Raw genomic sequence first — 25,949 nt, 5'->3', positions numbered from 1 at the left:
CCTTCGATCTCCCCGCGCACGGACGGCCGCTACGAGGTCCTCACAGATTCGTGTCCTGGAAAGACGGGTACACGGCTCCATTTACGCACGCTTGCACCACATCCGTCATGCATTGGGCCGGTATTGATCATCGCATTCCTGAAATTCGTTCACATCACCACGATTGCCATCTGGGCAGCCGGGTTGATCAGCCTGCCGGGCCTTTACGTGCAACGTGCCCATGTGAAGGATAAGGATGCGCTTTACCGTCTTCAGATGATCGTACGCTACGCCTATGTGGCGATCATTTCGCCCGCGGCTTTCGTGGCGGTGGCCAGCGGCACGGCTCTGATTTTTGGACAGCAGACGTTTGCTGGCTGGTTTTCGATCAAGCTGCTGTTCGTTGGCCTGCTTGCCATCTTGCATGTCCTGACCGGCCTGATCATCATCCGGCTTTTCAAGGAGGGGGAGACGTATCCCGTCTGGCGCTTTGTTGCGGCAACCATCGTCACCACCGCGGTCGTCGGAGCAATCGTTTTCGTCGCCCTCGCCAAACCGTTTATCGGACTGGAATTGCCCGGCGAATTCATGCGCCCGGGCGGCCTGCGCACGCTGGCCGAACGCATCAGTCCTTGGCCGATACCATGAGGCCGACACCATGATCGAAAATCAGCTTGCCGCCATGCCATCCAGCCATGCCCGTCATGATGCAGGTGAGCAGAGACACAAGAATTCCATGCGGCAACACGTCGCCGGCGCCAGTGACCCGCAGACCCCAGTTGAGACCGGCGCAGGCGATCAGCGTCACCGCGGCGATCGCATGTGCCCAGCTGGCGACGCGGCCGCGAATGCCCGGCACCGACAAAAGCTCGATCGTGCCGACAGCACCGGCTGCGAGACCGAAGAAAAAGACGCCACCGGAACTCCAGAGACCGGCCCGCAGCCAGAACGGATCGGCGGACCACCAGAACAGCGCATCGACCGCAAGCGTTATGAAGGCAAGGGCGATCGGGAAGTGCACGCTCATCGCATGCAGCGGGTGCCCGGCGACGGCAATTGCCGAGCTGGCATCCTTGTCCCTGACATCGGCCACGACCGGGTTCGTCGTTTCGGTATCGTCTTTCATTACGTCCCTCCGTTCGCAGGGCAAATCCATCAGGTCCGCACTTGGTTCCGCGTCCTCGCGCTGGCCTCTGTTTCTGCAGCGCTCAGCGGTTGCACCGGCGACCTCTCCGCGCTCGACCCCGCCGGACCATCCGCGGGTTCGATTGCCCAGCTGTGGTGGGTGATGCTGTGGGGGTCTGTCGTCCTCTTTACCCTCGTCGTCGGGCTCTTTGCCGCCACCCTGTTTCGCCCGCGCTTTGGACGCGGCCTCTCCCAGAGCGGCTGGATTGTATGGGGCGGCCTCGTTCTTCCCCTGCCCGTCCTCACCGCACTGACCTTCTACGCGTTTTCTCAAGGCGAATTTCTGTTGAATGGCGGCAGCGACAAGACCGAGGACGTGCTGGAGGTCAGGGCTTTCGGCAGCATGTGGCAATGGCAGTTCTCCTACCCGTCCCTGCCGGGCAGCCGGACCGCAACCGACCTCCTGCATATCCCGGCGGGCAGGACCATCGAAATCATCGCCGAAAGCGAGGACGTCATTCACAGTTTCTGGGTTCCCCGCCTTGGCGGCAAGATTGATGCCGTTCCCGGCCATGCCAACCGGCTGCGCATCCGCGCCGACCAGCCCGGACGATATGGCGGCGTCTGCTCGGAATATTGCGGCACCGGACATGCCGGCATGCGTTTCGAGGTGCGGGCGCACACGGCTGACGATTTCGAAAAGGCAATCATCGGGGAACTCGCCCGATGACCGACCCCACGTCGCCCGGGCACGACCCGATTGCGCTGCATCGCGCGCTGGACCGCTTATGGGCTGGAAAGCCCGGCTGGGGTCGTCTCGCCGCCGTCAACCACAATGTGGTTGGCGTCCGTTTCATGCTGACCGCTCTCGTGTTCTTTGCGATCGGCGGCATCCTGGCAATGTTGATCCGCACCCAGCTTGCCTCCGCCAACAGCGTGTTCATGGACGCCGAGACCTACGGGCAGGTGTTCACGATGCATGGCACCATCATGATGTTCCTGTTCGCGATCCCCTTCTTCGAGGGCATGGCGATCTACCTCTTGCCGAAACTGCTCGGCACCCGCGACCTCGCCTTTCCCCGTCTCGGGGCCTACGGCTACTGGTGCTACCTGTTCGGCGGCATGATCCTGATCGGCGCGCTGATCGGCGGCGTTGCGCCCTCCGGCGGCTGGTTCATGTACACGCCGCTATCTTCATCGGTCTATTCTCCCGGAATCAATTCCGACGTCTGGCTGCTCGGCATCACCTTCGTGGAGATCTCTGCCCTCTCCGCTGCCGTCGAGATCATCGTGACGATCGTGAAGATCCGCGCCGCCGGCATGTCGCTTGACCGGATGCCGATCTTCGCCTGGTACATGCTCGTGGTCGCAACCATGATGCTGGTCGGATTTCCGCCGCTCATCCTCGGATCGATCCTGCTCGAGGTGGAACGCGCCTTCGACCTGCCGTTCTTCGACCCCACGCGAGGCGGCGATCCGCTTTTGTGGCAGCATCTGTTCTGGCTGTTCGGTCACCCGGAAGTCTACATCATCTTTCTTCCCGCAGCCGGCGCGATCTCGACCATTCTCCCCGTGCTCTCGGGCACGCCGCTCGCGGGTTACCGGGTGATTGTCGCGGCCATCGTCTCGATGGCGTTTCTGTCCTTCGGCCTCTGGGTGCATCACATGTATACGGTCGGCATACCGCATGTGGCGCTCTCCTTCTTCTCGGCGGCAAGCGCGCTGGTCGCGGTGCCGACGGCCGTCCAGATCTTTGCCTGGCTCGCCACCATGGCGCATGGGCGCCCGCGCTTTTCCATTCCGATGCTGCATATCTTCGGGTTCTTCTTCGTCTTCGTCATCGGAGGCCTCACGGGTGTCATGCTGGCCATGGTGCCGTTCGACTGGCAGGCCCACGACACCCATTTCGTGGTCGCCCACCTGCATTATGTTCTCGTCGGCGGCTTTATCTTCCCGATGCTGGCCATGGCCTATTACTGGCTGCCGCATCTGACCGGAAAACAGCCCGTTCAACACCTGTCGAATGCGGCGTTCTGGATGATCTTCATCGGGTTCAACGTTACCTTCTTCTTCATGCACCTGACCGGTCTGCTCGGCATGCCGCGGCGTGTCTTTGAATATCCGACCGAGTTCGGATGGGAGACCCTGAATTTCATCTCGTCGATGGGAAGCTTCATCATGGCGATGGGGTTTGCGCTGGTGGCGCTCGATTTCATCCTTCTGTTCAAGTTCGGTCGGCCGTTCAGACGAAATCCCTGGAAGGCCGGCACGCTGGAATGGGCGATGCCGACACCCCCTCCGTCCTACAACTTCGCTTCCATTCCGCGGATCGACAAACGCGCAGATCTGCTCGATCCCAATACGCTCGGCCCCTACCTTGCGGCTGGACGCGGTTATCTCGGCATGCCCCGCAATGATCGCATGGAAGTGCTGGGCGTGGATCCGATAACGGGAGAGCCTGACCAGGTGGTGATGCTGCCGCGCCAGACATACCTGCCGCTCTGGACCGCGATCGCCACAGGCGCATTTTTCCTGATGATGCTGTTCAAGCTCTATTGGGCAACGCCCCTGGCGCTGATCTCCATCATCGCCTGCTTCTGGCTTTGGACACGCCGCGACCCCCTCCCCGTCGAAAACGATCTCGTTCCGATCGGGCATGGGTTAAGCGTGCCGGTTCACCTCCATGCGAGCACGCCGCCATCCTATCTGGCGATGGTTCTCACGCTTGTCGCTGATGCGACGCTCTACATATCCCTGTTGTTCGGCTGCCTTTTCCTGTGGGTTTCCGCCCCCAACTGGCCGCCGGCCGGCTTTGTCGTCGACGTGAAGCTGTTGGCGCTCGCCGTCGGTGGGGTGATCATGAGCTGTGTTGGAGGTCGCATCGCCGCGCGGCGCAACGGGGCAGTGACGGTGGGCAGCGCGCTGGCGCTGCTCGGACACCTGATCTCGACCGGGCTGTTCCTCGCCATCGCATTGCTGGTCCTTCCCGCCCCGTCAGGCCACGCCGCGATCGCCTCCGTGTTCGTGATCTTCATCTATGCCGCCCTGCACGGGACGATCGGCGCCGTGTTTGCGGCCCACGCTCTCTGGACGAGCATCGGAAACAGGAAGGCTATTCTCTCCCTTGATCTCCGGATTGGCAGGCTCTGGCATGACTATACGGCAGCAGCAGGCATCGGTGCCGCGGCATTCTATCTGGCTCTGCAAAGCCTGATCGGCGAAGGAGGCCTCTAGATGAGCCACCCGCTTCTGCTTGCTATCTCGGCGTTCGTGGTCTGGAGTGGTGCATTCCTGACGATCTACGCGGTTCAGGCGACCGGCTGCAGCCTGGACTGGCAGAGTGGCAACCTTGGAGCCTGGACATCGCCGCTCCGGCTGCTGTTGATAACGATGATGATCGCCAGCGTTGCGGCGGTTGTCGTCATCCTGCTGCGCCAGTTACGACCGCGCCTGAAGGCACCGGTCTCCGAGACCTCCAGCTTCATCAACGGCGTTGCGATCTACGTGTCGATCGCCGCCCTGTTCTCGACCGCCTTCTGCTTCACCGGCGTCGTCTGGCTGACACTGTGTTCAGCCTGACGCGATCCGGTCATCTGGCATTCAGATCGATGCCACGGTGGAAACAGTCTCGCCCATCTGGGCGGCGAGGAAATGCCTTGCGCGGCTGATCCGGCTCTTTACCGTACCGACGGCGACATTGCATTTATCAGCTGCAACGTCATAGGACTGACCGTCCTCGATCACCAGCTTGTAGGCATCCCGGTACGTCTCCGGCATCGCCATCAGTGCCCGGTCGAACTCGCTCTTGCGGATGGCCCATTCCTGGGGCGAAGACGCTGCAGGCATGAGGTGCTCGAGATTTTCGGTTCCGATGCTCATGCGCTTTGCCCGCTGAAAGGCGGTATGATGGGTGTTGCGCATGATGGTGAACAACCATGATTTGAGGTTGGTCCCGGTGGCGAACGAAGGCAGCGCCGCGAGGCCCCGGAGCAAGGTTTCCTGGACAAGGTCGTCAGCATCGGTCGCGTTTCGATGGAAGCGCATCGCAAAACGCCTCAGCGCTGGAATAAGTGCTACGACTTCGTGGTGCAATCTGAGATCGGCATCCATTCTCGTCTCCTCCTACTAGAGGTAACTCAAGTCGCAGTTGCGCTCATCGTTCCGTTCGATGACGCCCAATCCGGGAAGGGTACGTTAACGTACGTAGGTAGGTGACCGGATGCCGGTCTATGGCGCCCGAGACTGGCGCACCGGAACCAACGAGAGAACCGCCAGTTCCTACTCCATTCGAGCAACACCTGGAGCAACCATGTCCGAACTTACGCTGCACGACCTGTCGAAGAAGATGGCAAAGCTGGACTTTGCCATGCTGACCACCACGACATCATCCGGCAACCTCACTTCGCGGCCGATGAGCAACAACGGCGACGTCGAGTACGACGGCGACAGCTATTTCTTCGCCTACGAGCAGTCGAGAAAGATTGCGGAAATCCGCGCCGACAGCGCAGTCGGCCTTACCTATACGGGCGCAGTCGGCATGCTGGGTGGTTCGCCGCTCTTTGTCGGCGTTGAAGGCGCGGCAACGCTCATCACCGACAAAGCGACATTCAAGGATCACTGGACCAAGGACCTCGACCGGTATTTCCCGGAAGGGATCGACACCCCCGGTGTCGTGATGATCCGCGTGACGGCTAAGACGATCCGCTATTGGGACGGCAGCGACGAAGGCCAGATCTCGCTGTAAGCTGATCTGTCCTTACGTGGGATGGCATTACGACTTGGGCCCGGTGTTTCCACCGGGCCCAAGTGCGTTTCGGGATAATGTATCGGGCGACCCGTTACGCTGCACGCTTCGGCAGCCGCCAGTTGGGCCGCGGGAAGTGGCAGGTATAGCCATTGGGGATTCGCACCAGATAATCCTGATGCTCAGGCTCCGCCTCCCAGAATTCTGCCTCAGGCACGACTTCCGTCACGACCTTGCCCGGCCAGATACCGGACGCATCCACATCGGCGATCGTGTCAGCGGCAACATTCTTCTGTTCGTCACTGGTGAAGAAGATCGCGGAGCGATAGCTCGAGCCGACGTCGTTACCCTGCCGATTGCGGGTGCTTGGATCGTGGATCTGGAAGAAGAACTCCAGCAGGTCGCGGTAGGTCGTCTTGGTCGGATCGAAATTGATCTCGATCGCCTCCGCGTGGCCCTCGTGATTGCGATAGGTCGCGTTTGCAACACTTCCGCCCGTATAGCCCACGCGTGTGGATTGGACACCGGGAAGCTTGCGGATCAGATCCTGCATTCCCCAAAAGCAGCCGCCTGCTAAAACTGCGCGTTCGGTTGTCATGATGTATCTCCTGTTCGTCCGTCTCGCCAATATATGGTGTCGCCTTCCGCATTTAACCAGACGGCTCGAACGACCGATCGCAACACTTGTCGGTAAACGAGCAGAGCAGTGGAACTGTGCAACCCGCCGTCAGTTCGGGAACCTTGCAGGAGAAAACGCAATGTCTGATATCGACGACATCCACGGTGACAAATTCTCGGACACCTCGATCAGCGAGACAAGGGTTGGGCAATCGGTCGAAAGCCAGGCCCAGATCAGAGACGCGTCGGTGACGACCACGCCCGGCGAAACGCTCAACATCTACAGGCTCGAACCGACCGCCCGTAGCGACGATCCGCGGTGGCAGAATGCTCCCATGCAGGGCGCAGTCACGGTTGCCGCAAGGACTGCCGGCGATGCAAGGATTGTCGCGACCAGCCAGGAAGTTGACTTCCAGCAAGTTGACGCAGCGCCTGCCGAAGGCGTCAGCACCGACATCGCCAGCGCGTTCCGGGACGAAAAGCTCTACACCGTCATTGAAATTGCGCGTGGCCGAACCGATCTCTCTCGCGGCGTCATCGACGCCGGTGGTGTGATCGAGACGATCAAGCCGCTTCAGGACTAAAAACCAAAAACCTTTGCCGGGAGATTGCAATCATGGGCCTTTTTGACGGATTTCTGGGCCATGGATCGACAGTCGACCCGGCGGACCTGAACAAGCGCCTCGATGGCGTGCTGATCGATGGAGAACAGCCGCAACTTGCCTTCAAGCTCATCCGCGATTTCTTCGTCTTCACCCAGTATCGCATCATTATGGTCGACATCCAGGGTATGACGGGAAGTAAGGTCGACTACATGTCTATTCCCTACCGGTCGATCACCCGGTTTTCGGTCGAGACTGCGGGAACGTTCGATCTGGATTCGGAGCTGAAAATCTGGGTATCGGGTAGCGACAGCCCGATTGCGAAAACGCTGAAAAAGGGCACCGATGTGCGCGGCATACAGCGCGCGCTCGCGACCGGCATCTTCCGTTAAAATCAAGGTATCAAAACGACAATGCGGTTGAATGCCCGGTGCTTCGCCGCATCCTCTTCATGCTTACAAGAGAATGGCCTGCGGCAGATGCCGCAGGCCATTCGATTTGATTAGCCGTTCGGGCGTATCACGACCTTGACGCAGCCGTCCTGCTTGTCGCGGAACGTCTTGTAGGCCTCCGGACCTTCCTCAAGTCCGATGCGGTGCGTGATCAGGAATGACGGATCGATCTTGCCATCCTGGATCAGCTTCATCAGTGGCTCGAGATAACGCTGAACGTGGGTCTGACCGGTCTTGAGGGTCAGGCCCTTGCCCATGAAGGCGCCCAGCGACGTCGGAACGGCCGGACCGACAAACACGCCGGGAAGAGAGACCGTACCACCGGGCCGGCAGGCGAGGATTGCCTGGTTGAGCGCGTAAGGACGCTCGGTTGCCGACAGTTTGGTCTGAAGCGTTTCCATCACGCCACCGGCGCCATGGCTCTCAAGACCCACCGCCTCGATGACCGCATCCGGCCCAAGACCGTTCGTCATGTCGAGAATGCGCTGCTGCAGATCCTCATCCGCATAGTCAAGCGTCTCGGCACCGGACTGTTGAGCAAGCGCTAAGCGCTCCGGCACGGTGTCGATCGCAATCACGCGCTCTGCACCGAGCAAGAACGCCGACTTGATCGCAAACAGGCCGACCGGACCACAACCGAACACGGCAACCGTCTGGCCCTGCTTGATGTCGCAGTTTTCGGCCGCCATGTAGCCTGTCGGGAAGATGTCGGAGAGGAACAGGACCTGTTCATCGGTCAATCCATCCGGCACCACGATCGGCCCGACATCGGCGTAGGGAATGCGCAGGTACTGGGCCTGGCCGCCCGGGATCTGGCCGTACATTTCCGAGAAGCCGAACAGGCCGGCCGTCGGATAGCCGATCTGCTTGGCCTGCATCGCGCCGTTGGGGTTGGATCGTTCGCAAAGCGAGAACTGACCCCATTTGCACTGACGGCACTCGCCGCAGGAAATCGTGAACGGCACGACCACGCGGTCGCCGACCTTGAGCTTCGAGTTTCCGCGGCCGACTTCGACCACCTCACCCATCGTTTCATGGCCCATCACGTCGCCTGCGTGCATGCCGGGAACGAAACCACCATAAAGGTGAAGATCCGAGCCGCAGATGGCGCAGCTCGTGACCTTGATGATCGCATCGCGGTCATGCTGAATGATTGGATCGTCTACTTCTTCGCAGCGGATATCACCGCTGCCGTGCCATGTAAGAGCTTTCACGTTCTAACCTCCGGTCGTGTTGCATTCGCGTTGGTGTTCATGCGCATGTTCATGTTCAAGGTTGCCCGCTGCCACCGGCAGCACCGTAGATCTGTCCCGTCGAGAAGCTTGCGCCGTTGTCGGCAAGCTGGACGTAGATCGACGCAAGCTCGGCAGGCTGACCCGGTCGGCCGAGCGGCGTATCGCCACCGAACTCGACCAGCTTTTCCATCGTCGCACCGCCCGACACCTGCAGCGGCGTCCAGACCGGGCCCGGCGCAACGCCGTTGACGCGGATGCCTTTCGGGCCGAGCTGCTTGGCCATCGACTTCGTGAAGCTCATGCCGGCCGCCTTGGTGATGGCATAGTCGACCAGGTTCTCGGACGGATCGTAGGCCTGTTCGGACGTCGTCTGGATGATCGACGATCCTGGCTGCAGATGCTTGAGCGCCGCCTTGGTCAGCCAGAACATCGCGTAGATGTTCGTCTTCATCGTCGCGTCGAAGGCTTCGGTGGTGATATTCGACAGCGACTGGGCCTGCTGCTGCCGGCCCGCATTGTTGACCAAAATGTCGAGACCACCCAGAGCCTTTGCGGCATCTTCGACAAGCTTCACGCAGAATGCCTCGTCGCGCAGATCGCCGGGAAGCGCGATGCCCTTGCGACCTTCCTTTTCGATCAGGGCGATGACTTCTTTGGCATCCGGCTCTTCATCGGGAAGATAGTTGATCGCGACATCGGCACCCTCGCGGGCATAGGCGATGGCAGCCGCACGGCCCATCCCGGAATCGCCGCCGGTGATCAGAGCCTTGCGACCGGCCAGCCGGCCCGAGCCCTTATACGAGGTCTCGCCGTGATCCGGCTTCGGCGTCATCTTGCCGGCCAAGCCTGGGAATGGCTGGGTCTGCTCCTGAAACGGAGGCTGCGGGTACTTGGTCGTCGGGTCTTCCATAATGGATGCCTTTACAGTCGTATCTTGAGAAAATGCCGGCAACGCCGAAGCGGCGAGCGCCGCTGTGGTGGACGCAAGCATGTGTCGGCGCGAAAGAATGAGCGGTGGGAATGTCGGCACGATAATGTTCCTGGATTATAACCCAAGAACTAAGGTGGACGGGGAGTGTTCCCACATTCGCCTGTCTATCTTCACGGGAGGCTTCGTTCAGCCACCAGACCAGGCGTAATCCATGCAAAGAATGCACCGGCCGCAGCTCTGCCGCCGGTGCAATATGTCAGTGGTTCAGCGGATACGGCTGAGAAGCTGTCCGGCGATCAGCGGAACGGCAGCCGTCCCCACGGGTCCAAGCCGCAACCGTTGTGCAAGCCGACCAAGAACGAAGGTTGCCGTGGCGGTTCCGATCAGCTTCACCCACGAATTTTCTGGGGTCTGGGAGGACGGCGATGCACGCCGGGTCTGGCCCTCGCCTTCGATCTCGGCAATCCGGTTGCGCAGATAGACGACTTCCCGACGCAGCCGTTCCATTTCGGCTTCGCTGCCGGACATGGCCCCGGCCGATGCGCCGCGCTCGCCATAGGCGACGTCGTCCAACTCGTCGAGATGTTCATTGAGAAGAGCGGTGCTTTCGAACCCGCGTGCTTTGATATTGGTCATGGTTGTCCCTCAGATCGCGCTTGGAGCATAGATACGGTTGTCGACGTCGAACCGGTTCTGCTGAAGCCAGCCGTCGATATAGGCGGCGACCTCTTCCCAGCCGGGTTCACCGCAGATGTAGTGGCCACGGTTGGGGAACTCGCGGAAGTCGGTCACGCTGCCGGTATTCTCGTAGGCCTTGAAATTCTTCTCGTTGAGATCGGCGGGAATGATCTCATCCTTCTCGCCGGCAACCAGAAGCAAAGGTTCATGCGGACGGCTGAGATCGATCTTGCCGGACGAACCCATGCAGTCGCGCAGAACGTTGCGGCTGTCGTGGGTCGCCGTCTTCTCGAACTCGACAGCCGCCTGCTCTTCCGATAGCGTGTTGGCGAAGGAGCCATGGAACGTCTTTGCGTCCATGTAGACCGGCTCATCACCCTTCAGCGGATTGGTGATTATGGCGCTGTTCTTGATGAAGCCCCAGTCGAAATCGAGCATGGCATTCGGCGCAACCGACGAGATCGCCACTGCACCCGAGACGTGGCCATCCGCGAGCAGCTTCTGCGCGATGAGACCTCCGACAGAGTGACCGATGACGACAGGCTTATCGAGGCCTGCGACCGCCGATTTGATGGATGCATAGATGGCATCGAGGCTCAGCTCACCGAGCCCGGCTGGCGGGTTGTCGCGCAATGCCTTCGGATCGCCATCGTGGAGAGGCCATGCCGGGGCGCTGCAGTCGTAGCCTTTGTCGCTGAAGTAGCGAACCCAGTTGTCCCAGCTTTTGGGATTTTGAAACATGCCATGCACGAAAACGATCTGCGTCATCGATAATCCTCTCTTTTCTGAGAGAGAGGAACCGAAAACCCGCGCCGTTGTTCCCACGCGCTGAAAGACTTGGGCAAGCAGATCGCAGATTGCTGAGTCCAGAGCTGTAAGGCCAGTCGTGCGACTGGCCTTATGCGATGTCGCCCCGGATGGGGTATGCCGGGATTACGCTCCGAACGCCCCGTCGATCGTGTGCATTGCCCCCGTGACGAACCCCGCCTCCGGGCCGGCGAGCCAGGCGACCATTCCGGCAACCTCTTCCGGACGACCGTGGCGCTTGATCGCCATGAAGCTGTGCATCAGGTCTTTCATCGGTCCGTTTTCCGGATTGGCATCCGTATCGATCGGCCCTGGCTGAACGACGTTGATGGTGATGCCGCGTGGCCCGAAATCGCGCGCCAGCCCGCGGGCCAGTCCCTGCAGGGCAGACTTGCTCACCGCATAGGAGGCCATGCCCGGAACAGGCATCCGGTCACCATTGACGGAACCGATGACGATGATCCGCCCGCCGTCCGGCATCTGACGCGCCGCTTCGACCGAGGCGTGATAGGGCGCATGGATATTGATCTGGAAAAGCCGGTCGATCGCGTCCGGATCCTGTTCAAGCGCATCGCCGAAGACAGCAATTCCGGAATTGACCACCAGCACGTCCAGCGGGCCGCTTTCCCGCACCCGGGCAATCACGGCATCGCGGCTGGAGCTGTCGGTCTGAACAGCCGTAGTCTTGGTCTCTGCCGCCAGCTCATCCGCCGCCGCGCGAGAGCCGGCATAGGTGAAGGTCACGTTGGCACCGTCGTTTGCAAACCGCCGCACGATGGCGGCGCCGATACCCCGGCTACCGCCGAGAACCAGAACGGATTTTCCCTGAAAAGTCGTCATCTGAGATCCTTGAGAAATACAGTAATGACTGCTACATAAATCATCAGGGTTCATCGTCAAGGTATTTTGTAATAATGACTACAGATATTCCGCGTACCCGCGGTCGCCCACGTCGTTTTGATGCCGACCAAGGTGTGGAGATCGCCCAAAAGCTGTTCCATGCGCGCGGCTATGATGCCGTGGGGGTTGCCGATGTCACGCAGGCACTCGGCATCAATCCGCCCAGCTTCTATGCCGCATTCGGCAACAAGGCCGGGCTCTACGCACGCGTTCTCGACCGCTACTCGCTCACGGCAGCCGTTCCGCTTGCTGATATCCTGAGGCCCGACCGGCCGGTAGCGGAATGCCTAGCGGCCGTGCTGGAAGATGCCTGCAGGCGCTATGCGGCCGACCCCGCGGCCGCAGGCTGTCTCGTTCTGGAGGGAACCCATTGCGATGATCCGGAGGCACGCGCGGCGACCCGTACATTGCAGGCAGCGGCGGAAGATGTGATCCGCAGCTATATTGCAGCACGCCATCCGGAAAAGGCGGAAAGTTTGACGGATTTCGTCGCGACCACAATGACCGGCCTGTCCGCCAAGGCCCGCAGCGGGCTGGAACTCGACCGTCTCCTGGCCATTGCTCGCCTTGCCGGACGTATCATGGCGCAAGAGCTTGCAGATTGATCACCGCGATTGCTGCGCATCCATGAGGCGGCACGCAGCAATCTAATCAGAATGAATGACCTTCGTCAGTCCGCCATCAGGCGCCAGTGACGCGCCAGATGACATCGCCGACATCGTCCGCCATCAACACGGCACCATCGGCGGCGAGCGCCACCCCGACCGGGCGGCCGAAGGAGTGCTTTTCGTCCTTCGACAGGAAGTCGGTGAGGATCTCGCGCGGCATTCCCACGGGCTTGCCGTTCTCGAAAGCGACGAAGGCGAGCTTGTAGCCGGAAAGCTTGGAGCGGTTCCACGACCCGTGCTGGCCAATCGCCATCCCCGCCGGAAAGCCGGGCAGCGTGCCCGCCGGCAACCAGCAGAGCCCGAGCGACGCCGTATGGCCGCCCAGCGCATAGTCGGGCTGCTGCGCGGATGCCACCTTTGCGGCATCCTGCGGAACCCGGTCGTCCACGACCCGGTTCCAGTAGCAGTAGGGCCAGCCGTAGAACCCGCCGTCGCGAACCGATGTCAGATAATCCGGCGGCGTCTCGTCACCCAGGCCGTCGCGTTCGTTGACAACCGTCCACAGCATGCCGCCTTCAGGCTCGAACGCCATGCCGACGGGATTGCGAAGACCGCCGGCAAAGATGCGCGACTGGCCCGTCTGAAGGTCGTATTCGTGAATGCAGGCGCGGTTTTCTTCAACGCCCATGCCTTCGTCAGCGATATTGCTGAGCGATCCCACAGCCACGTAAAGCTTGGTGCCATCCTTGCTGACGATCAGGTTGCGCGTCCAGTGTCCGCCGGGCACCAGATCCATCAGCTTCTTCGGCTGCGCGGTAATCTTCGTCGCGCCGGCCACGTAAGGGTAGGCCAGAAGCGCATCGCTCCCTCCCACATAGAGCGTGTCACCGACAAGCGCGATGCCGTAGGGCTGGCGCACGTTTTCGATATAGGCGAAACTTTGCTCGGCCACCCCGTCGCCATCGGCGTCGCGCAGCAGCGTCACACGGTTGGGGCTGTCGCCGGAAGCGCGCGCCCGCTGCATCGTCGCCGACATGGCATGGTCGAAGAGACTGCGCGGATTGCCGCGCTCGCCCATCGATTCCGCCACCAGCACATCGCCATTCGGCAGAACATGCATGTTGCGCGGATGCACGAGCCCGCGTGCGAATGCATTGACCTTGAGCCCCGCCGCTGCCGTCGGCTTGTGATCGCCCTCCCAGCCCTTGGCTGTCGGCATCTTCAAGGTCGGGATCTTGCCCTGCGGCTTTGCGGCCGGAATGGCCGGCGTCGTGCCGAACACCGGCTGTCGCGGGCCATCCCCCGAATGACGAATAAGAACAGCGCCCTGGCCGATAAAGGCGACGACGCGGGCAAACAGAGAAGGCTCAGTCATGGGGGAACTCTGACATTGAGGAATTCGAAGAGTCCGAACGCTAAAGCCTTTATGCAACAGACACTAGAGGGCAAAGGCACAATTTATCAGAGCATCCACCACCACTCGGGTTGCCGCCCGGGTGACCCTTCGGCCACCGGATGCGGCCGCCTTCAGCCTATGGCTGAAGACCCGCGCAGCGTGCCGTGTTGCGGATATGCGTTTCCATTTCGCTCCTCGCCAACGCCGCGTCGTTCAATCTCAGGGCCGCAATGATGCGCCGGTGCTCGGCGATCGACTGTCGCATGCGCTCGGGATCCGTCATCGGGATCGGTTGCCGCTGGGTTTCGGTGACCTGATCGCGCACCGTCTGGTAGAGCGCCTTCAGCATGGTATTGGCGCAGGCCGAAACGATCGTGCCGTGGAAATCGAGATCCGCCTCGACGTTGGCGAGCAGGTCTTGGCGGGCCCAGCAATCCTCCATCGTCTGCGTCGCCATTTCCATCTTCTCGAGCTGCGCCTGCGACAGGCGGCCCGCGGACAGACGCGCGATCTCCCCTTCCAAGAGGATGCGGGTCTGGAACACGTCGAACACCGAATAGCTGTCCGAGTAACGCCACGGCGCCATATGACCGGACTGGCTGATGGCGCCGTCCGAGACCGAGCTCGAACCCGCCGTCACGAACGTGCCGCGACCGGCTTCGGTCTTCAAAAGGCCTAGCGTTTCCAGGGTCAGCAGCGCCTCGCGCAAAGACGCCCGGCTGATCCCGAACTTTTGCGAAAACTCACGCTGTGACGGGATCTTCTCCCCGGCCTTCAGCTGGCCGGCCTGGATCATCGTCTGGATTTCGCGGGCCACCGACTGCGGAACGAGCGTTTTGTTGAGCATGCGAACCTATTCCAGCTGGGCCCCTGCGGCCTGTCAGATATATTTTTCCCCGACCTATCTTGCAAAGCCCAAAGTGCCGTGCTTGTTTGGTCGGACCGGTCTGACCAGTTAGACCAACATAGATTGCGTCTCATCATAAAAACAAGGGGTTCTCTCAATGCTACACGCGTCACGCATCAAAACCACAGTTCTCGCCGGCCTGTTTACAGCGCTCGGCGCAATCGGCGTTCATGCCGCCGATCTTACCGTCGGCGCCAATATCGGCAATGTGCCGTGGGAATTCGAAGACGCCAGCGGCAAGGTGACCGGTTTCGAGATCGATCTCGTCAACGAAATCGCCAAGCGCCTCGGCAAGACCGTCGAATTCGTCAACACGCCGTTCAACGGCCTGTTCCCGGCCGTCCAGTCCGGCCGCATCAACATGGCGGTGTCGTCGATCACCATCACCGAGAAGCGCCTGCAGTCGGTGTCCTTCGCCCAGCCCTATTACGACAGCGACCAGTCGCTGACCGTTACGGCCGCTTCCGGCATCACCGGCCTCAAGGGCATGAGCGGCAAGGTCGTCGGCGTCGATACCGGCTCGACCGGCGACATGTGGGCAGACAGCCACAAGGGCGAATACAAGCTCGGCGAAATCCGCCGCTTCGAGGGCCTGCAGCCGGCCATGCTCGATCTCGTTGCCGGCCGCGTCGATGGCTACATCTCCGATATCCCGGCCCTGCTCTATTACGCCAAGGACAAGCCGGAACTGAAGGTCGTCGAGCGCATCCCGACCGGTGAAAAATACTCGATCATGTTCAACAAGGGCGATCCGCTCGCAACCGAAGTCAACGCCGTAATCACCACGCTCAAGGGCGAAGGCTTTATCGCCAAGCTGCACCAGACATGGTTCGGTGCCAAGGCCGAAGACACGACCTCGACCGTCGCCGTCCTCGACATGCCGAAGGCCAAGTAAGGCTCACGCGAGCACGCTTGAATTGCATCCGGCGGAGCGCCAAACGCTCCGTCGGCTTGCCAAGGGAGCCGATCCGGCATGAACCTTCTCAATACATTCTTCAACATACCGGTCTTCCTGAACAGTCTGCCGCAACTGCTCTGGGGTCTGGTCGTCACGCTGCAGATCGGCATCACCAGCATTCTGGTCGGCCTTGGCGGCGGACTGTTTCTGGCAGTGGCACGGCTTTACGCTCCGGCATTCTTTCAGGCCCTGATCCGCATCTATATCGACATCTTCCGCTCGATACCGCTGCTGGTTCTGCTGATTGTCGTCTACTACGCCCTCCCCTTCGTCGGCATCCGCCTGTCGCCGTTCCTGTCGGCCGTCACCGCGCTGTCGCTTGTCTCGGCCGCCTACACCGCCGAGATCTTTCGCGCCGGCATCGAGGCCATTCCGCACGGGCAGTTCGAGGCGTCGGCAGCGCTGGGCCTGTCGGGTCGCAGCACGATGATGGATATCATCCTGCCTCAGGCGATCCGCATCGTCATTCCGCCGCTCACCAACAATTGCATCAACGTCATGAAAGACACGGCGCTTGCCTCCGTCGTCGCCATGCCGGATCTGCTCAAGCAGGCAACCCAGGCGCAGGCGCTCAACGCCAACCCGACGCCGCTGATCGGGGCTGCTCTCATCTATATCGCGCTGCTCTGGCCGATGGTGGCCGTCGTCGCCCGTCTCGAAAAGCATTACAGCCGGGGGAAACGCTGATGGCGAAGACAACCGGCCCCCTCATCTCGATCCGCCGCCTGAACAAGGCCTATGGCACATTCACCGTTCTGCACGATATCGATCTCGATGTGGCCGAAGGCGAAGTGGTCTGCATCATCGGCCCCTCCGGCTCCGGCAAATCGACCATGATCCGCTGCATCAACCACCTCGAGGCCTTTTCGCCGGACAGCACGATCACCGTCGACGGCATCCGCGTCGCGCCGGGACCCGCGCTTGCGAAAGTCCGCGCCGAGGTCGGCATGGTGTTCCAGTCGTTCAACCTCTTCCCGCATATGACGGTGCTGAGAAACGTCATGCTGGCACCGATGCGCGTCAGGAAGACATCACCCGAAGAGGCCGAGCGCAAAGCCCGTGAACTGCTGGCGCGGGTCGGCATTTCCGAACAGGCGGAAAAGTTTCCGGGCCAGCTTTCCGGCGGCCAGCAGCAGCGCGTGGCGATTGCTCGGGCGCTTGCCATGGAACCCGGCGTGCTGCTGTTCGACGAGCCTACCTCTTCGCTCGATCCGGAAATGGTCGGCGAAGTGCTGGATGTGATGCGCAAGCTCGCCGGCACCGGCGTCACCATGATCATCGTCACCCATGAGATGGGGTTTGCCCGCCAGGTCGCCGACCGGGTGATTTTCATGGATGCGGGACGCCTTGTCGAGGCGGGCACGCCGGCCGAGATCTTCGACAATCCTAGGGAAGAACGGACACGCAGCTTCTTGCGCGCCGTACTCAATCATTGAAGAACAACAAACGCAGGACTACAGGGATGAACACCAAATCTCCACTCGATCTCGATTACGTGCGCAGCCAGTTCCCCGGCCTCGCCCGCGGCTGGACGCTGTTCGACAACGCCGGAGGGTCGCAGATCCTTAAAGGTGCCGTTGAGCGCATCAACACGTTCCTGATCGAGAAGAACGTCCAGATCGGCGGCTCCTACGCGGTCTCGCAGGCAGCGGCCGCCGCACTCTACGAATCGCGGACTGCTGCCATGCATCTGGTCAACGCATCGCGTCCGGAAGAAATCGTCTTCGGCGCTTCCACCACTCAGCTGCTGCAGAACCTTGCCCGTGCCATGCAGAGCCAGCTCTCGCCCGGCGACGAGATCATCGTCACGGTCAGCGATCACGAATCCAATATCGGCCCCTGGGACCGGCTGCAGGAGCGCGGCATCACACTCAAGTTCTGGCCGCTCAACAAGGAAACGCTGACGCTCGATCTGGCCGACCTTGCACCGCTGATGAGCGATCGCACCAAGCTGGTCTGCGTGACGCACGTGTCGAACATCCTCGGATCGATCAACCCGATCAGAGAGATCGCCGATTTCGTGCATGCCCGTGGCGCCAAGATCTGCGTCGATGCCGTGGCCTATGCCCCGCACCGCGCCGTCGACGTGCAGGCGCTGAATGTCGATTACTACGTCTTCAGCCTCTACAAGACTTATGGTCCGCACTACGCGCTGATGTATGGCAAATACGATCTGCTGGCCGAGCTCGACACGCTCTACCATTACTTCTACGGCAAGGACAAAGTGCCGGGCAAGCTGGAGCCGGGCAACCCGAATTACGAGCTCGCCTATTCAACCTGCGGCATCGTCGATTACCTGACAGCGCTCGGCGAACAGGCCGGCGAGACCGGCACGGTGCGCCAGAAGATCGAAGCGGCCTTCGCTGCGATCACCGCTCAGGAAAACCTGCTGGTGGAACGCCTTCTCGCTTACCTGCGCACACGCAACGACTGCCGCATCGTCGGCCAGACGACAAACAGCGGTAGCACGAGGGTCCCGACGATCGCGTTCCGCTTCGATGGCCGCGACGCCGGCGAAGTCTGCAAGGCGATGGACGGCGACAAGATCGCCATCCGCTTCGGCGATTTCCACTCGCGCCGGCTTGCCGAATATCTTGAGCTGACCGACCACAGCGGCATGGTTCGCGTGTCGATGGTGCACTACAACACGCTGGAAGAGATCGATCGCTTCACCGCAGCACTCGATCGGATCCTCGCAACCGACGCCGGTCGCGCGGCCGCCGCCGCTTGAAGAAGGAACGGATCATGCGCTTCGATACGGTCATCAGACACGGCACGGTGGTCACAGCGAGCGACACGTTCGTGAGCGATGTGGGCATCAAGGACGGCCGCATCGCTGCCCTTGCGGCAGAGCTTACCGAAGCCGATGAGGTGATCGACGCGACAGGACTGTTGGTCCTGCCGGGTGGTATCGACAGCCATGTCCATCTCGACCAGCCGTCCGGCGACGGCATCGTCATGGCAGACGACTTCGATTCAGGCACCCGGTCGGCGGCGATCGGCGGCAACAGCACGGTTCTGGCCTTCTGCATGCAGGAGAAGGGCCAGAGCCTGCGCGAGGCGCTGAAGATCTATCACGCCAAGGCCGAAGGCAAATGCCATGTCGACGTCGCCTTCCATCTTGTCATCACCGATCCGACCCCTGAAGTCCTCGGCCAGGAACTGCCGGCACTCGTCGAGGACGGCTACACCTCGCTCAAGGTGTTCATGACCTATGAGGGTCTGCGGCTGCGCGACGACGAGATCTTGGCCACGCTCGACACCGCACGGCGCACCGGCGCGCTGGTCATGGTTCATTGCGAGAACGAGGATGCGATCCGCTACCTGATCGGCCGGCATGAGGAAGAAGGCAAGTTCGCCCCGAAATTCCATGCCACGACCAGACCAATCGCCGCCGAACGCGAAGCCACCCACCGGGCGCTGTCGCTGGCCGAAATCGTCGATGTGCCTGTTGTCATCGTGCATGTCTCCAACCGCGAGGCGATGGAAGAGATCCGCCGCGCCCGAAAGCGCGGCCAGAAGATCGCCGGCGAAACCTGCCCGCAATATCTGATGCTGACGGCTGATGATCTCGACCAGACGGAGATGGAAGGCGCCAAATTCGTCTGCTCGCCGCCGCCGCGCGACAAGGCGAGCCAGGATGCCTGCTGGGAGGGACTGGAACAGGGCGTCTTCGACCTGTTCTCCTCCGACCACTGCCCTTTCCGCTTCGACGATCCGGAAGGTAAGCTGAACGAAAAGGGCAAGCGCAACTTTCGCTGGATCCCGAACGGCATACCGGGCGTCGCCACCCGCCTGCCGATCCTGTTTTCCGAAGGGGTCATGAAGGGGCGCATCGACATCAACACGTTCGTTGCCGTGACCTCGACCAATCATGCCAAACTCTACGGTCTCTATCCCCGCAAAGGCACGATCGCGATCGGCGCCGATGCAGACATCGCGCTTTGGGATCCGGACAAGCGCGTCACCGTCACGAACGACCTCCTGAAACACGGCGCGGACTATACGCCCTATGAAGGGCTCGAGATCCGCGGCTGGCCGGTGCAGGTGCTTCTTGGCGGCAAGACCATCGTCAAGGACGGAGAGCTGACCGGGCCCAAAAGCCGCGGCCGCTATCTCCCGCGAAACCGCTCGTCCCTGACATCGAGCCGCGGTTCAACCTGAGGCGTTGCACAGCTGCAACGCCTTTCGCTGGCGACCACGTCTGCCTGACGATCCGAGCGTGACTTGGCCGCCGCTACGAGGCGGCGGAGCCCGCAAGCAAGCGGTGATTACTTCGTCACCGTGAGGGTCGCATGCATGCCGGCTTCGTAATGGCCCTTGATGTTGCAAAAGAGCATATACGTTCCGGGGACAAGCTTGGCCTTCAACTGGCCATCGGCACCGGGCTTCAGATCGGCGACTTCGCCAAGGCTTTTCAGCGTCTTCTCATCGACGCGATGTTTGGCCTTGACCACGGTGAGTGTCTGATCTGGCGACTTCAACTTGACGAGCACCATTTCGTGCTCCTCGGTCGTCGCGTCGTTGTGGACCATAAACGTTGTGTCGCCTGCCGGAACGGTCGTCTGATCCATCGTCAACGTCATCGGCTCACCCGCTTCGCCGGACTCGACAACCTTGACCATAGAGCCGGCCAGTGCAGGCGTTGCAGCAACGAAAAGGGCAAGTGCAATAGCGGTGTTTCGGATTGTGAGCATGGGTTTACCTCCGGTTGTCATCACCGGATGGGTATGACGGCAAGCTGACAGCGGCCTGAACGAATTGGAGCGTGTTCTCGCCGCCTACCGGACAGGCCGTTACATCGTGGCCACCTTATGCGCGTCGAGAATGACCGCGATGTCTTTGCTGTGAACGACACAATTGCGCCCGGACGCCTTGGCAACGAACAGCGCCTTGTCGGAGGCCTTGTAGAGATCCTCGAACGTAGGGTAGTCCTCCTGGTCCGCAACGCCACCGGACACCGTGATATCGACCTGCCTTTTGCCCGCTTGTATGGGCCGCGCAGCAATCAGGGCCCTGCAGCGGTGCGCGAGCGAGAGACGCTCCGTCGGCGAAAGCGCTGACACGAGGACTGCGAACTCCTCACCACCGATCCGGGCAACGGCACGACTTTGCGAAAAGATCTCGGCGAGCTGATGCGCAACTGCAATGATGGCCTGGTCCCCGATATCGTGGCCAAAGCGGTCGTTGATCGCTTTGAATTTATCGATATCGAACAGGATGAGAGAAGATGCGGCGGGAGCGCGCGTCACCTCATCCAGGAACGCTCGCCGATTCATCAGCCCCGACAACATGTCCGTTCGGCTCAAATGCTCGAAAGCCGCCCGGGAGATCGTGAGGTGATGGATTGCTAGACCAACGATATAGACGATCGAAAATGTCAGCGCCGATGCAACGACAGTCGAGATGATAACCCCAACCGTTGCGGCGGGCACGACGTCATACGGCAGCCATCCCAATCCATGAAGCGTGTAGTGGGCCGCAACGTTGAGAATGTCGGCAACAACGGTGACGCAAACGGTCATGAGCAAAGCGAATGCGAGGACTTTGCGTCGCGTCTCGAACCGGTCCGACGCACAGGCCTGCTTGATGTAGCGGTCGATCAAAGCAAGCATGCGATAATTCCAATACTGTTCGAAGCGACCACGCGGACGCGCCTGGCGGCTTTCAGCTCGCCACACTGAACTACAAACGCATTGAGACTTCGTGAATCCGAACACAAGTTAATTTGCGATTAAGTGTCGCAAATAATTCTCGCATTTCCTCATCAAACTGATGCAGCCATGGAACATTGGCGTGGTCGTGGGAGCCCCTGCCCGTAATCAAACGTCAGAAGGGCGGGGATCAGTCTGAGGCCATCTCTTCAATGCCTCACGGCCAGCTTCGGTGAGGCCGTAGACGCCTCTGTCGAGCCGCTCGAACCATCCATAGACGTTGGAAAGCAGGATCTTGCCGGCATCCGGGGCAACCGCCCTGATATCGCGCACGCGGGACGGACCGTTGGAGACCATGGCGGCGCAGCTAAGCGCCTGCTGGCGATAGGCGGTCATGACGGGAACCCGCGTACTGCCGCCCAGCACGGGATCGCCGCGTCTCTTCTGGTGTTCGCGCATCAGCCTGGAACGTCGTTTCGGATTGGTCCGCGGCATCGGCGACACGGAGCCGACGATGACGCTCACATCTCCTGCGGCCGAAACGCCGAGAATACCGATGCCAAGCCGGCGGCAGAGGTCGCGGTAGCGCTTGTCCGTTTCGCGGCCCTTGCCCTTCAGCGAAAGCTTTGCCGCAATCCACACCTCGTCCGCGATAGCCGCCCTGTCGACCGCCTGCAGAATGAGCTCGAGATTGAAGCTCAGCTTGAGCTCGCAGATCACGACGACGGTCGGATCGCCCTCGCTCAGACCAACGAGATCACAGCCGCCGACTTCGCCCTTCACCACATAGCCTGCAGTCTCGAGGAAGGATTTGACCGGTAGATAGAGGGAGGTTTCCATGGATGCGCATCACAGTCGGGAATCAGGCTGCAGACATACACCGATCAACCGGCCAGATCACCCCGCGGCCGGATTTCAGCTTTCGGCCAGCCGGTAGCCGACGCCCGTTTCGGTCAGGATGTATCGCGGCTGGTCGGGCATTTCCTCGATCTTCTGGCGGATCTGGCGCACGTAGATGCGCAGATACTGGATGTCGGTGACCTCCCCCCAGACCTGATCGATCAGGTACCGGTGGGTCAGCACGCGCCCCGCATGCTGCACGAGGATTCGCAGGATGTCGTATTCCTTGCGGGAGAACTTCACCTCCTCGCCCTTCACCTTGACCACGCGCCGGACGAGATCGACACTGAGATCACCCGTCTGGAAGATCGGCTTTTCGCCCTGGGTCTGCAGCCGGTGGCGCAACGCAACCCGGATCCGCGCAATCAGCTCGTTCATGTTGAACGGCTTGGTGAGATAGTCGTCGGCACCCATTTCCAGCGCCTTGACGATCCCCTCCTCATCCGTCCGGCTCGACAGGATCACGATCGGCAGCGTCAGCCCCTCGGCCCGCCATTTCGCCAGAAGATCGTGCCCGGCCATATCGGGCAGGCCGAGATCCAGCAGAACGAGGTCGGGCTGATCGGCAGCCACGAGCTCCATCGCGGTCCTCGCGTTCGGCGCTTCGATGATGACGAAATCCTGCGTCGAAAGCCCGACCCGCAACAGCTTGCGGATCGGCGGCTCGTCATCGACGACCAGAATTCTCGTGGCGGCCTGGTTCATCGCATGTCTCCGTCAATCTGCAGCTGGGCCGGAATTGGCATACGGATCGTAAAGATCGCTCCCTCACCCGCTGGTCTGTTTCCCGCCGTCAGACGCCCACCCATCGCTTCGATGAAACCGCGGCTGATGGACAGTCCAAGGCCCGTGCCGGCCTTGACATGATCGATCTTGCGCACCCGGTAGAAAGTGTCGAACACCCGTTCCAGGTCGGCATCGGGGATCCCCGGCCCCTCGTCCAGAACGGCGAGGGTGACGTATTTCGCATCTGACCAGCCCAGAACTTCAATCGTTGTGCCCTCTGGCGCATATTTGGCCGCATTGTCGATGAGATTGAAGAGTGCCTGCTCCAGAAGGACCGGATCGCTTCTGATCATCGGCATTTCGGATGGAATAGCCACCTTCAGCTTGTGATCCGCAGTAATTTTCTGCGCCCGCTTCAGTGCTGTCCCGACGATATCGCCGACATAATGAAGCGCAAAGTTTGGCTCCATGGCGCCGGAACCGATGCGCGTCATGTCGAGCAGGTTGACGATGAACCGGTTGAGCCGCTCGGACTCTTCGATCACGGTGGTCAGAAGTTCGTCTCGCGAGTGATCGGTCAGGTTCGCCCCGAAATCCTTGAGCGTGCTCGCCGACCCGAGCACGGCCGAAAGTGGCGTCTTCAAGTCATGGGAAAGCGAGGTCAGCAGCGCGGTGCGCAACTTGTCCGTCTCGGCGGCAAGCTTTGCCTTGTCGACATCAGCGACGAGTTGAATGCGCTCGATCGCGAGTGCGGCCTGATCGGCCAGCGCATCGAACAGACGCTGCTGGTCCGGGGTGAGCAATGGTCCCTGCCGGTCGTTATCGAGCCCGACAACGCCGATCGCCCCGCGTCCGGTGCGCAACGGCAGGTACAACCGCTTGGCGCCGGGTAACGTATCGGCAGCGCGGCCGGCCGGACGATTGTGTTCCCATGTCCACTTCGCCGCCGCGATGTCGGCATCGACAAGCGTGTCATCAGGCGGATAGCCGGCCCGGACGGCGAGGGTGTCGTTCTCGGGCAACAGAATGACAACTCGAACCTTCAGCATGGAGGCAATCTGGAACGCGGTTGCCCAGAGCACGTCGTCAAGCGTCCCGGTTCCAGCAAGCTTCTTCGAGAACAGGTAGAGATCCTCGGTCGTGCGCGCTCTCTGCCGGGCGGCGATCGCCTGCCGTTGAACCGAAGCGGCCAGATTGCTCGCGACAACGGCTGTTCCGAGAAACGAGAGAAGCGCAACGACGCTTTCCGGATCTCGGATCGTGAACGTGAACCGCGGCTCGAGAAAGAAGAAATTGAAGGCGAGAGCGCCGATGAAGGACGCATAGAGACCCGGCCCCAGCCCTCCCCGGATTGCCGAAGCGAGCACCCCCATCAGAAAGACGAGCGCCAGGTTCTGCACGTCGAGCGCCCGGTCGAGCAGCGTGCCGATCGCAACTGCAGCCGTCATGAACAGCGATGCGCGGATATAATGTTTCGGATTGAGCTTCTTCGCCGGCAGCGCTGTCCGCACACCTGGAGATACGGCCTCTTCGCTGCCGCCGGACATTACGTGGACGCTGATCGCCCCGGAATAGCGGATCAGATCGTGGGTGATCGACCCATCCAAGAGCTCCCGCCAGCGCGGCTTGGTGGACTTGCCGATGATCAGGTGATTGAAGTTGTTGGCATTGGCGTAGGCGATGATCTCCCGCGACACCCGCGAGGCGGGCAGTGTCACGGTTTCGGCGCCGAGCTGTTCGGCGAGCCGCATCGCAGCCGATAGCCGGTCCTTGTCGGCCTCGCCCAGATTGGCGGATCCGGGCGTCTCCAGATGCAGCGCCGTCAAGGGTGCCCGCAGCCTGTCTGCCTGCCGTCTTGCGTAGCGCACCAGTGCCGCACCGTTTCGGCCATGATCGAGGCAAACGAGAATGCGTTCGCCCGCAGCCCAGGGACCCGCGATGGCATGCGCCTGCATGTGATTGAGGAGCTGATCATCGACCCGCTGCGCCGTGCGACGCAGCGCCAGTTCGCGCAGCGCCGTCAGGTTGCCCGGAGAGAAATAATTCTCGACCGCACGGCGCGCAGTCGTCGGCAGATAGACCTTGCCGTCATGCAGACGCTTGATCAGATCCTGCGGCGTAATATCGATGATTTCGATATCGTCGGCGCGGTCGATCACCGAGTCCGGCACCGTTTCCCGAACGCGGATACGGGTGATCTGCGCGACGATGTCGTTCAGGCTCTCGACATGCTGGATATTGAGCGTCGAAAAGACGTCGATGCCACTGGCAAGGATTTCGAGGACATCGAGATATCGCTTCGGGTGGCGGCTGCCGGGGGCGTTGGTGTGAGCCAGTTCATCGACCAGAACCAGACGGGGCTTCCTGGCAAGGATCGCATCGAGATCCATCTCGTCGAGCTGCTGGCCGCGATAGTCGAACACGCGGCGGGGAATCATTTCGAAGCCCTCGACCAGCGCTTCGGTTTCCTTGCGTCCATGGGTTTCGACCGCGCCGATCGCCAAATCTATCCCGTCGGCCTTTCGGCTGCGGCCGGACATCAGCATTTCATAGGTCTTTCCGACGCCGGGTGCGGCCCCGAGAAAGATCTTCAGGCGGCCACGCCCCTCCTGCCGGGCGTACTCGAGAAGAGCGTCCGGTGATGGTCTGCTAGCGCCTTCGTGTTTTGCGTCCGGCATGGAGGTCTTTCGTTCCGCAAACGAGCGGCGGCCAAACTGACCGCCGCTCGT

General features: G+C 61.1%; 28 protein-coding genes. 13 read left to right on the top strand and 15 right to left on the bottom strand.

What is annotated here, in order from left to right; translation table 11 throughout:
• Nucleotides 1–123 precede the first annotated feature (123 nt).
• On the top strand, nt 124–627 hold the full coding sequence (locus tag AC0JZ8_RS10100) for a CopD family protein (protein WP_180215467.1): 504 nt from the start codon (nt 124–126) through the stop codon (nt 625–627).
• Here the strand turns inward: AC0JZ8_RS10100 and AC0JZ8_RS10095 are convergent.
• Nucleotides 605–1,105, bottom strand: a complete 501-nt coding sequence (locus tag AC0JZ8_RS10095) for a DUF2231 domain-containing protein (protein WP_062460587.1) — start codon at nt 1,103–1,105, stop codon at nt 605–607. The two genes, AC0JZ8_RS10100 and AC0JZ8_RS10095, sit on opposite strands and share 23 nt — an antisense overlap.
• Between AC0JZ8_RS10095 and coxB the strand changes: the two genes are divergently transcribed.
• From coxB to AC0JZ8_RS10080, 3 genes are read left to right on the top strand one after another with little or no spacing between them, the layout of a single operon-like run.
• Nucleotides 1,094–1,834 (top strand): cytochrome c oxidase subunit II, encoded by a 741-nt coding sequence (gene coxB / locus AC0JZ8_RS10090; protein WP_471893351.1) that lies wholly within the window; start codon nt 1,094–1,096, stop codon nt 1,832–1,834. The genes AC0JZ8_RS10095 and coxB overlap by 12 nt on opposite strands.
• Entirely contained in the window at nt 1,831–4,338 is a 2,508-nt protein-coding gene (ctaD, locus tag AC0JZ8_RS10085) for a cytochrome c oxidase subunit I (RefSeq protein WP_471892406.1), read from the top strand. Before coxB ends, ctaD begins: the two co-directional genes overlap by 4 nt.
• The gene (locus tag AC0JZ8_RS10080) at nt 4,339–4,683 is read left to right on the top strand and encodes a hypothetical protein (protein WP_471892405.1); all 345 of its coding nucleotides are present in this window, start codon (nt 4,339–4,341) and stop codon (nt 4,681–4,683) included. It begins immediately after the preceding gene.
• Nucleotides 4,684–4,704: 21 nt separating this feature from the next.
• Here the strand turns inward: AC0JZ8_RS10080 and AC0JZ8_RS10075 are convergent, their stop codons facing one another.
• The gene (locus AC0JZ8_RS10075; RefSeq protein ID WP_062460596.1) at nt 4,705–5,214 is read right to left on the bottom strand and encodes a sigma-70 family RNA polymerase sigma factor; all 510 of its coding nucleotides are present in this window, start codon (nt 5,212–5,214) and stop codon (nt 4,705–4,707) included.
• Nucleotides 5,215–5,413: 199 nt separating this feature from the next.
• On the opposite strand from AC0JZ8_RS10075, the gene AC0JZ8_RS10070 reads away from it, so the two are divergent.
• Nucleotides 5,414–5,848: a pyridoxamine 5'-phosphate oxidase family protein gene (locus AC0JZ8_RS10070; RefSeq protein WP_325262950.1), complete on the top strand. Its 435-nt coding sequence runs from the start codon at nt 5,414–5,416 to the stop codon at nt 5,846–5,848.
• A gap of 94 nt (nt 5,849–5,942) precedes the next feature.
• On the opposite strand, the gene msrA is transcribed toward AC0JZ8_RS10070, so the two are convergent.
• Nucleotides 5,943–6,446 (bottom strand): peptide-methionine (S)-S-oxide reductase MsrA, encoded by a 504-nt coding sequence (msrA, locus tag AC0JZ8_RS10065; RefSeq protein ID WP_062460601.1) that lies wholly within the window; start codon nt 6,444–6,446, stop codon nt 5,943–5,945.
• A 160-nt stretch (nt 6,447–6,606) separates the two neighbouring features.
• On the opposite strand from msrA, the gene AC0JZ8_RS10060 reads away from it, so the two are divergent.
• A complete protein-coding gene (locus AC0JZ8_RS10060; RefSeq protein WP_471892404.1) occupies nt 6,607–7,050 on the top strand; it encodes a hypothetical protein in 444 nt (147 codons plus the stop codon).
• 32 nt (nt 7,051–7,082) lie between these two features.
• Nucleotides 7,083–7,460 carry a PH domain-containing protein gene (locus AC0JZ8_RS10055; protein WP_062460606.1) on the top strand — a complete coding sequence of 126 codons (378 nt, stop codon included), beginning with the start codon at nt 7,083–7,085 and terminating at the stop codon, nt 7,458–7,460.
• Nucleotides 7,461–7,570: 110 nt separating this feature from the next.
• Here the strand turns inward: AC0JZ8_RS10055 and AC0JZ8_RS10050 are convergent, their stop codons facing one another.
• The 5 genes from AC0JZ8_RS10050 to bdcA all read right to left on the bottom strand — a co-directional run bounded on the left by AC0JZ8_RS10050 (nt 7,571) and on the right by bdcA (nt 12,011).
• On the bottom strand, nt 7,571–8,734 hold the full coding sequence (locus tag AC0JZ8_RS10050; protein ID WP_062460610.1) for a zinc-dependent alcohol dehydrogenase: 1,164 nt from the start codon (nt 8,732–8,734) through the stop codon (nt 7,571–7,573).
• A gap of 55 nt (nt 8,735–8,789) precedes the next feature.
• Nucleotides 8,790–9,746, bottom strand: coding sequence for an SDR family oxidoreductase (locus AC0JZ8_RS10045; protein WP_471893350.1), 957 nt, complete (start codon nt 9,744–9,746; stop codon nt 8,790–8,792).
• A gap of 204 nt (nt 9,747–9,950) precedes the next feature.
• Nucleotides 9,951–10,322, bottom strand: a complete 372-nt coding sequence (locus AC0JZ8_RS10040) for a hypothetical protein (protein ID WP_192077518.1) — start codon at nt 10,320–10,322, stop codon at nt 9,951–9,953.
• A 9-nt stretch (nt 10,323–10,331) separates the two neighbouring features.
• Nucleotides 10,332–11,132 (bottom strand): alpha/beta hydrolase, encoded by an 801-nt coding sequence (locus AC0JZ8_RS10035; RefSeq protein ID WP_062460619.1) that lies wholly within the window; start codon nt 11,130–11,132, stop codon nt 10,332–10,334.
• A 165-nt stretch (nt 11,133–11,297) separates the two neighbouring features.
• Complete coding sequence (gene bdcA, locus AC0JZ8_RS10030) at nt 11,298–12,011, bottom strand: SDR family oxidoreductase (protein WP_471892403.1); 714 nt, start codon at nt 12,009–12,011, stop codon at nt 11,298–11,300.
• A gap of 74 nt (nt 12,012–12,085) precedes the next feature.
• Between bdcA and AC0JZ8_RS10025 the strand changes: the two genes are divergently transcribed.
• Nucleotides 12,086–12,676, top strand: a complete 591-nt coding sequence (locus AC0JZ8_RS10025) for a TetR/AcrR family transcriptional regulator (protein WP_471892402.1) — start codon at nt 12,086–12,088, stop codon at nt 12,674–12,676.
• A 76-nt stretch (nt 12,677–12,752) separates the two neighbouring features.
• Here AC0JZ8_RS10025 and AC0JZ8_RS10020 read toward each other — a convergent pair whose 3' ends face one another.
• Nucleotides 12,753–14,054, bottom strand: coding sequence for a PQQ-dependent sugar dehydrogenase (locus tag AC0JZ8_RS10020; protein ID WP_092659951.1), 1,302 nt, complete (start codon nt 14,052–14,054; stop codon nt 12,753–12,755).
• A 157-nt stretch (nt 14,055–14,211) separates the two neighbouring features.
• On the bottom strand, nt 14,212–14,922 hold the full coding sequence (locus AC0JZ8_RS10015; RefSeq protein ID WP_430251148.1) for a FadR/GntR family transcriptional regulator: 711 nt from the start codon (nt 14,920–14,922) through the stop codon (nt 14,212–14,214).
• Nucleotides 14,923–15,079: 157 nt separating this feature from the next.
• On the opposite strand from AC0JZ8_RS10015, the gene AC0JZ8_RS10010 reads away from it, so the two are divergent.
• From AC0JZ8_RS10010 to hydA, 5 genes are all read left to right on the top strand, one after another.
• Entirely contained in the window at nt 15,080–15,877 is a 798-nt protein-coding gene (locus AC0JZ8_RS10010) for a transporter substrate-binding domain-containing protein (protein ID WP_062582473.1), read from the top strand.
• A 78-nt stretch (nt 15,878–15,955) separates the two neighbouring features.
• Nucleotides 15,956–16,627, top strand: a complete 672-nt coding sequence (locus AC0JZ8_RS10005; protein ID WP_092659948.1) for an amino acid ABC transporter permease — start codon at nt 15,956–15,958, stop codon at nt 16,625–16,627.
• On the top strand, nt 16,627–17,376 hold the full coding sequence (locus tag AC0JZ8_RS10000) for an amino acid ABC transporter ATP-binding protein (protein ID WP_471892401.1): 750 nt from the start codon (nt 16,627–16,629) through the stop codon (nt 17,374–17,376). The genes AC0JZ8_RS10005 and AC0JZ8_RS10000 overlap by 1 nt, the downstream gene beginning before the upstream one ends.
• 26 nt (nt 17,377–17,402) lie before the next feature.
• Nucleotides 17,403–18,671 carry a cysteine desulfurase-like protein gene (locus AC0JZ8_RS09995; RefSeq protein WP_471892400.1) on the top strand — a complete coding sequence of 423 codons (1,269 nt, stop codon included), beginning with the start codon at nt 17,403–17,405 and terminating at the stop codon, nt 18,669–18,671.
• A gap of 14 nt (nt 18,672–18,685) precedes the next feature.
• Nucleotides 18,686–20,104 (top strand): dihydropyrimidinase, encoded by a 1,419-nt coding sequence (gene hydA, locus AC0JZ8_RS09990; protein ID WP_471892399.1) that lies wholly within the window; start codon nt 18,686–18,688, stop codon nt 20,102–20,104.
• A gap of 107 nt (nt 20,105–20,211) precedes the next feature.
• On the opposite strand, the gene AC0JZ8_RS09985 is transcribed toward hydA, so the two are convergent.
• The 5 genes from AC0JZ8_RS09985 to AC0JZ8_RS09965 all read right to left on the bottom strand — a co-directional run bounded on the left by AC0JZ8_RS09985 (nt 20,212) and on the right by AC0JZ8_RS09965 (nt 25,898).
• Nucleotides 20,212–20,637, bottom strand: a complete 426-nt coding sequence (locus tag AC0JZ8_RS09985; protein WP_062582465.1) for a plastocyanin/azurin family copper-binding protein — start codon at nt 20,635–20,637, stop codon at nt 20,212–20,214.
• A 99-nt stretch (nt 20,638–20,736) separates the two neighbouring features.
• Nucleotides 20,737–21,555, bottom strand: coding sequence for a GGDEF domain-containing protein (locus AC0JZ8_RS09980; RefSeq protein WP_471892398.1), 819 nt, complete (start codon nt 21,553–21,555; stop codon nt 20,737–20,739).
• A gap of 207 nt (nt 21,556–21,762) precedes the next feature.
• Entirely contained in the window at nt 21,763–22,434 is a 672-nt protein-coding gene (locus AC0JZ8_RS09975; protein ID WP_471892397.1) for a DUF2161 domain-containing phosphodiesterase, read from the bottom strand.
• A gap of 75 nt (nt 22,435–22,509) precedes the next feature.
• The gene (locus AC0JZ8_RS09970; RefSeq protein ID WP_174196249.1) at nt 22,510–23,199 is read right to left on the bottom strand and encodes a response regulator transcription factor; all 690 of its coding nucleotides are present in this window, start codon (nt 23,197–23,199) and stop codon (nt 22,510–22,512) included.
• A complete protein-coding gene (locus AC0JZ8_RS09965; RefSeq protein WP_471892396.1) occupies nt 23,196–25,898 on the bottom strand; it encodes a DUF4118 domain-containing protein in 2,703 nt (900 codons plus the stop codon). Before AC0JZ8_RS09965 ends, AC0JZ8_RS09970 begins: the two co-directional genes overlap by 4 nt.
• Between the last annotated feature and the right edge of the window lie 51 nt (nt 25,899–25,949).

The sequence above is a fragment of the Velazquezella soli genome (genome assembly GCF_977018685.1).
The sequence above is the reverse complement of the archived record's forward strand: the minus strand, read 5'-3'. Positions and strand labels throughout refer to the sequence as shown.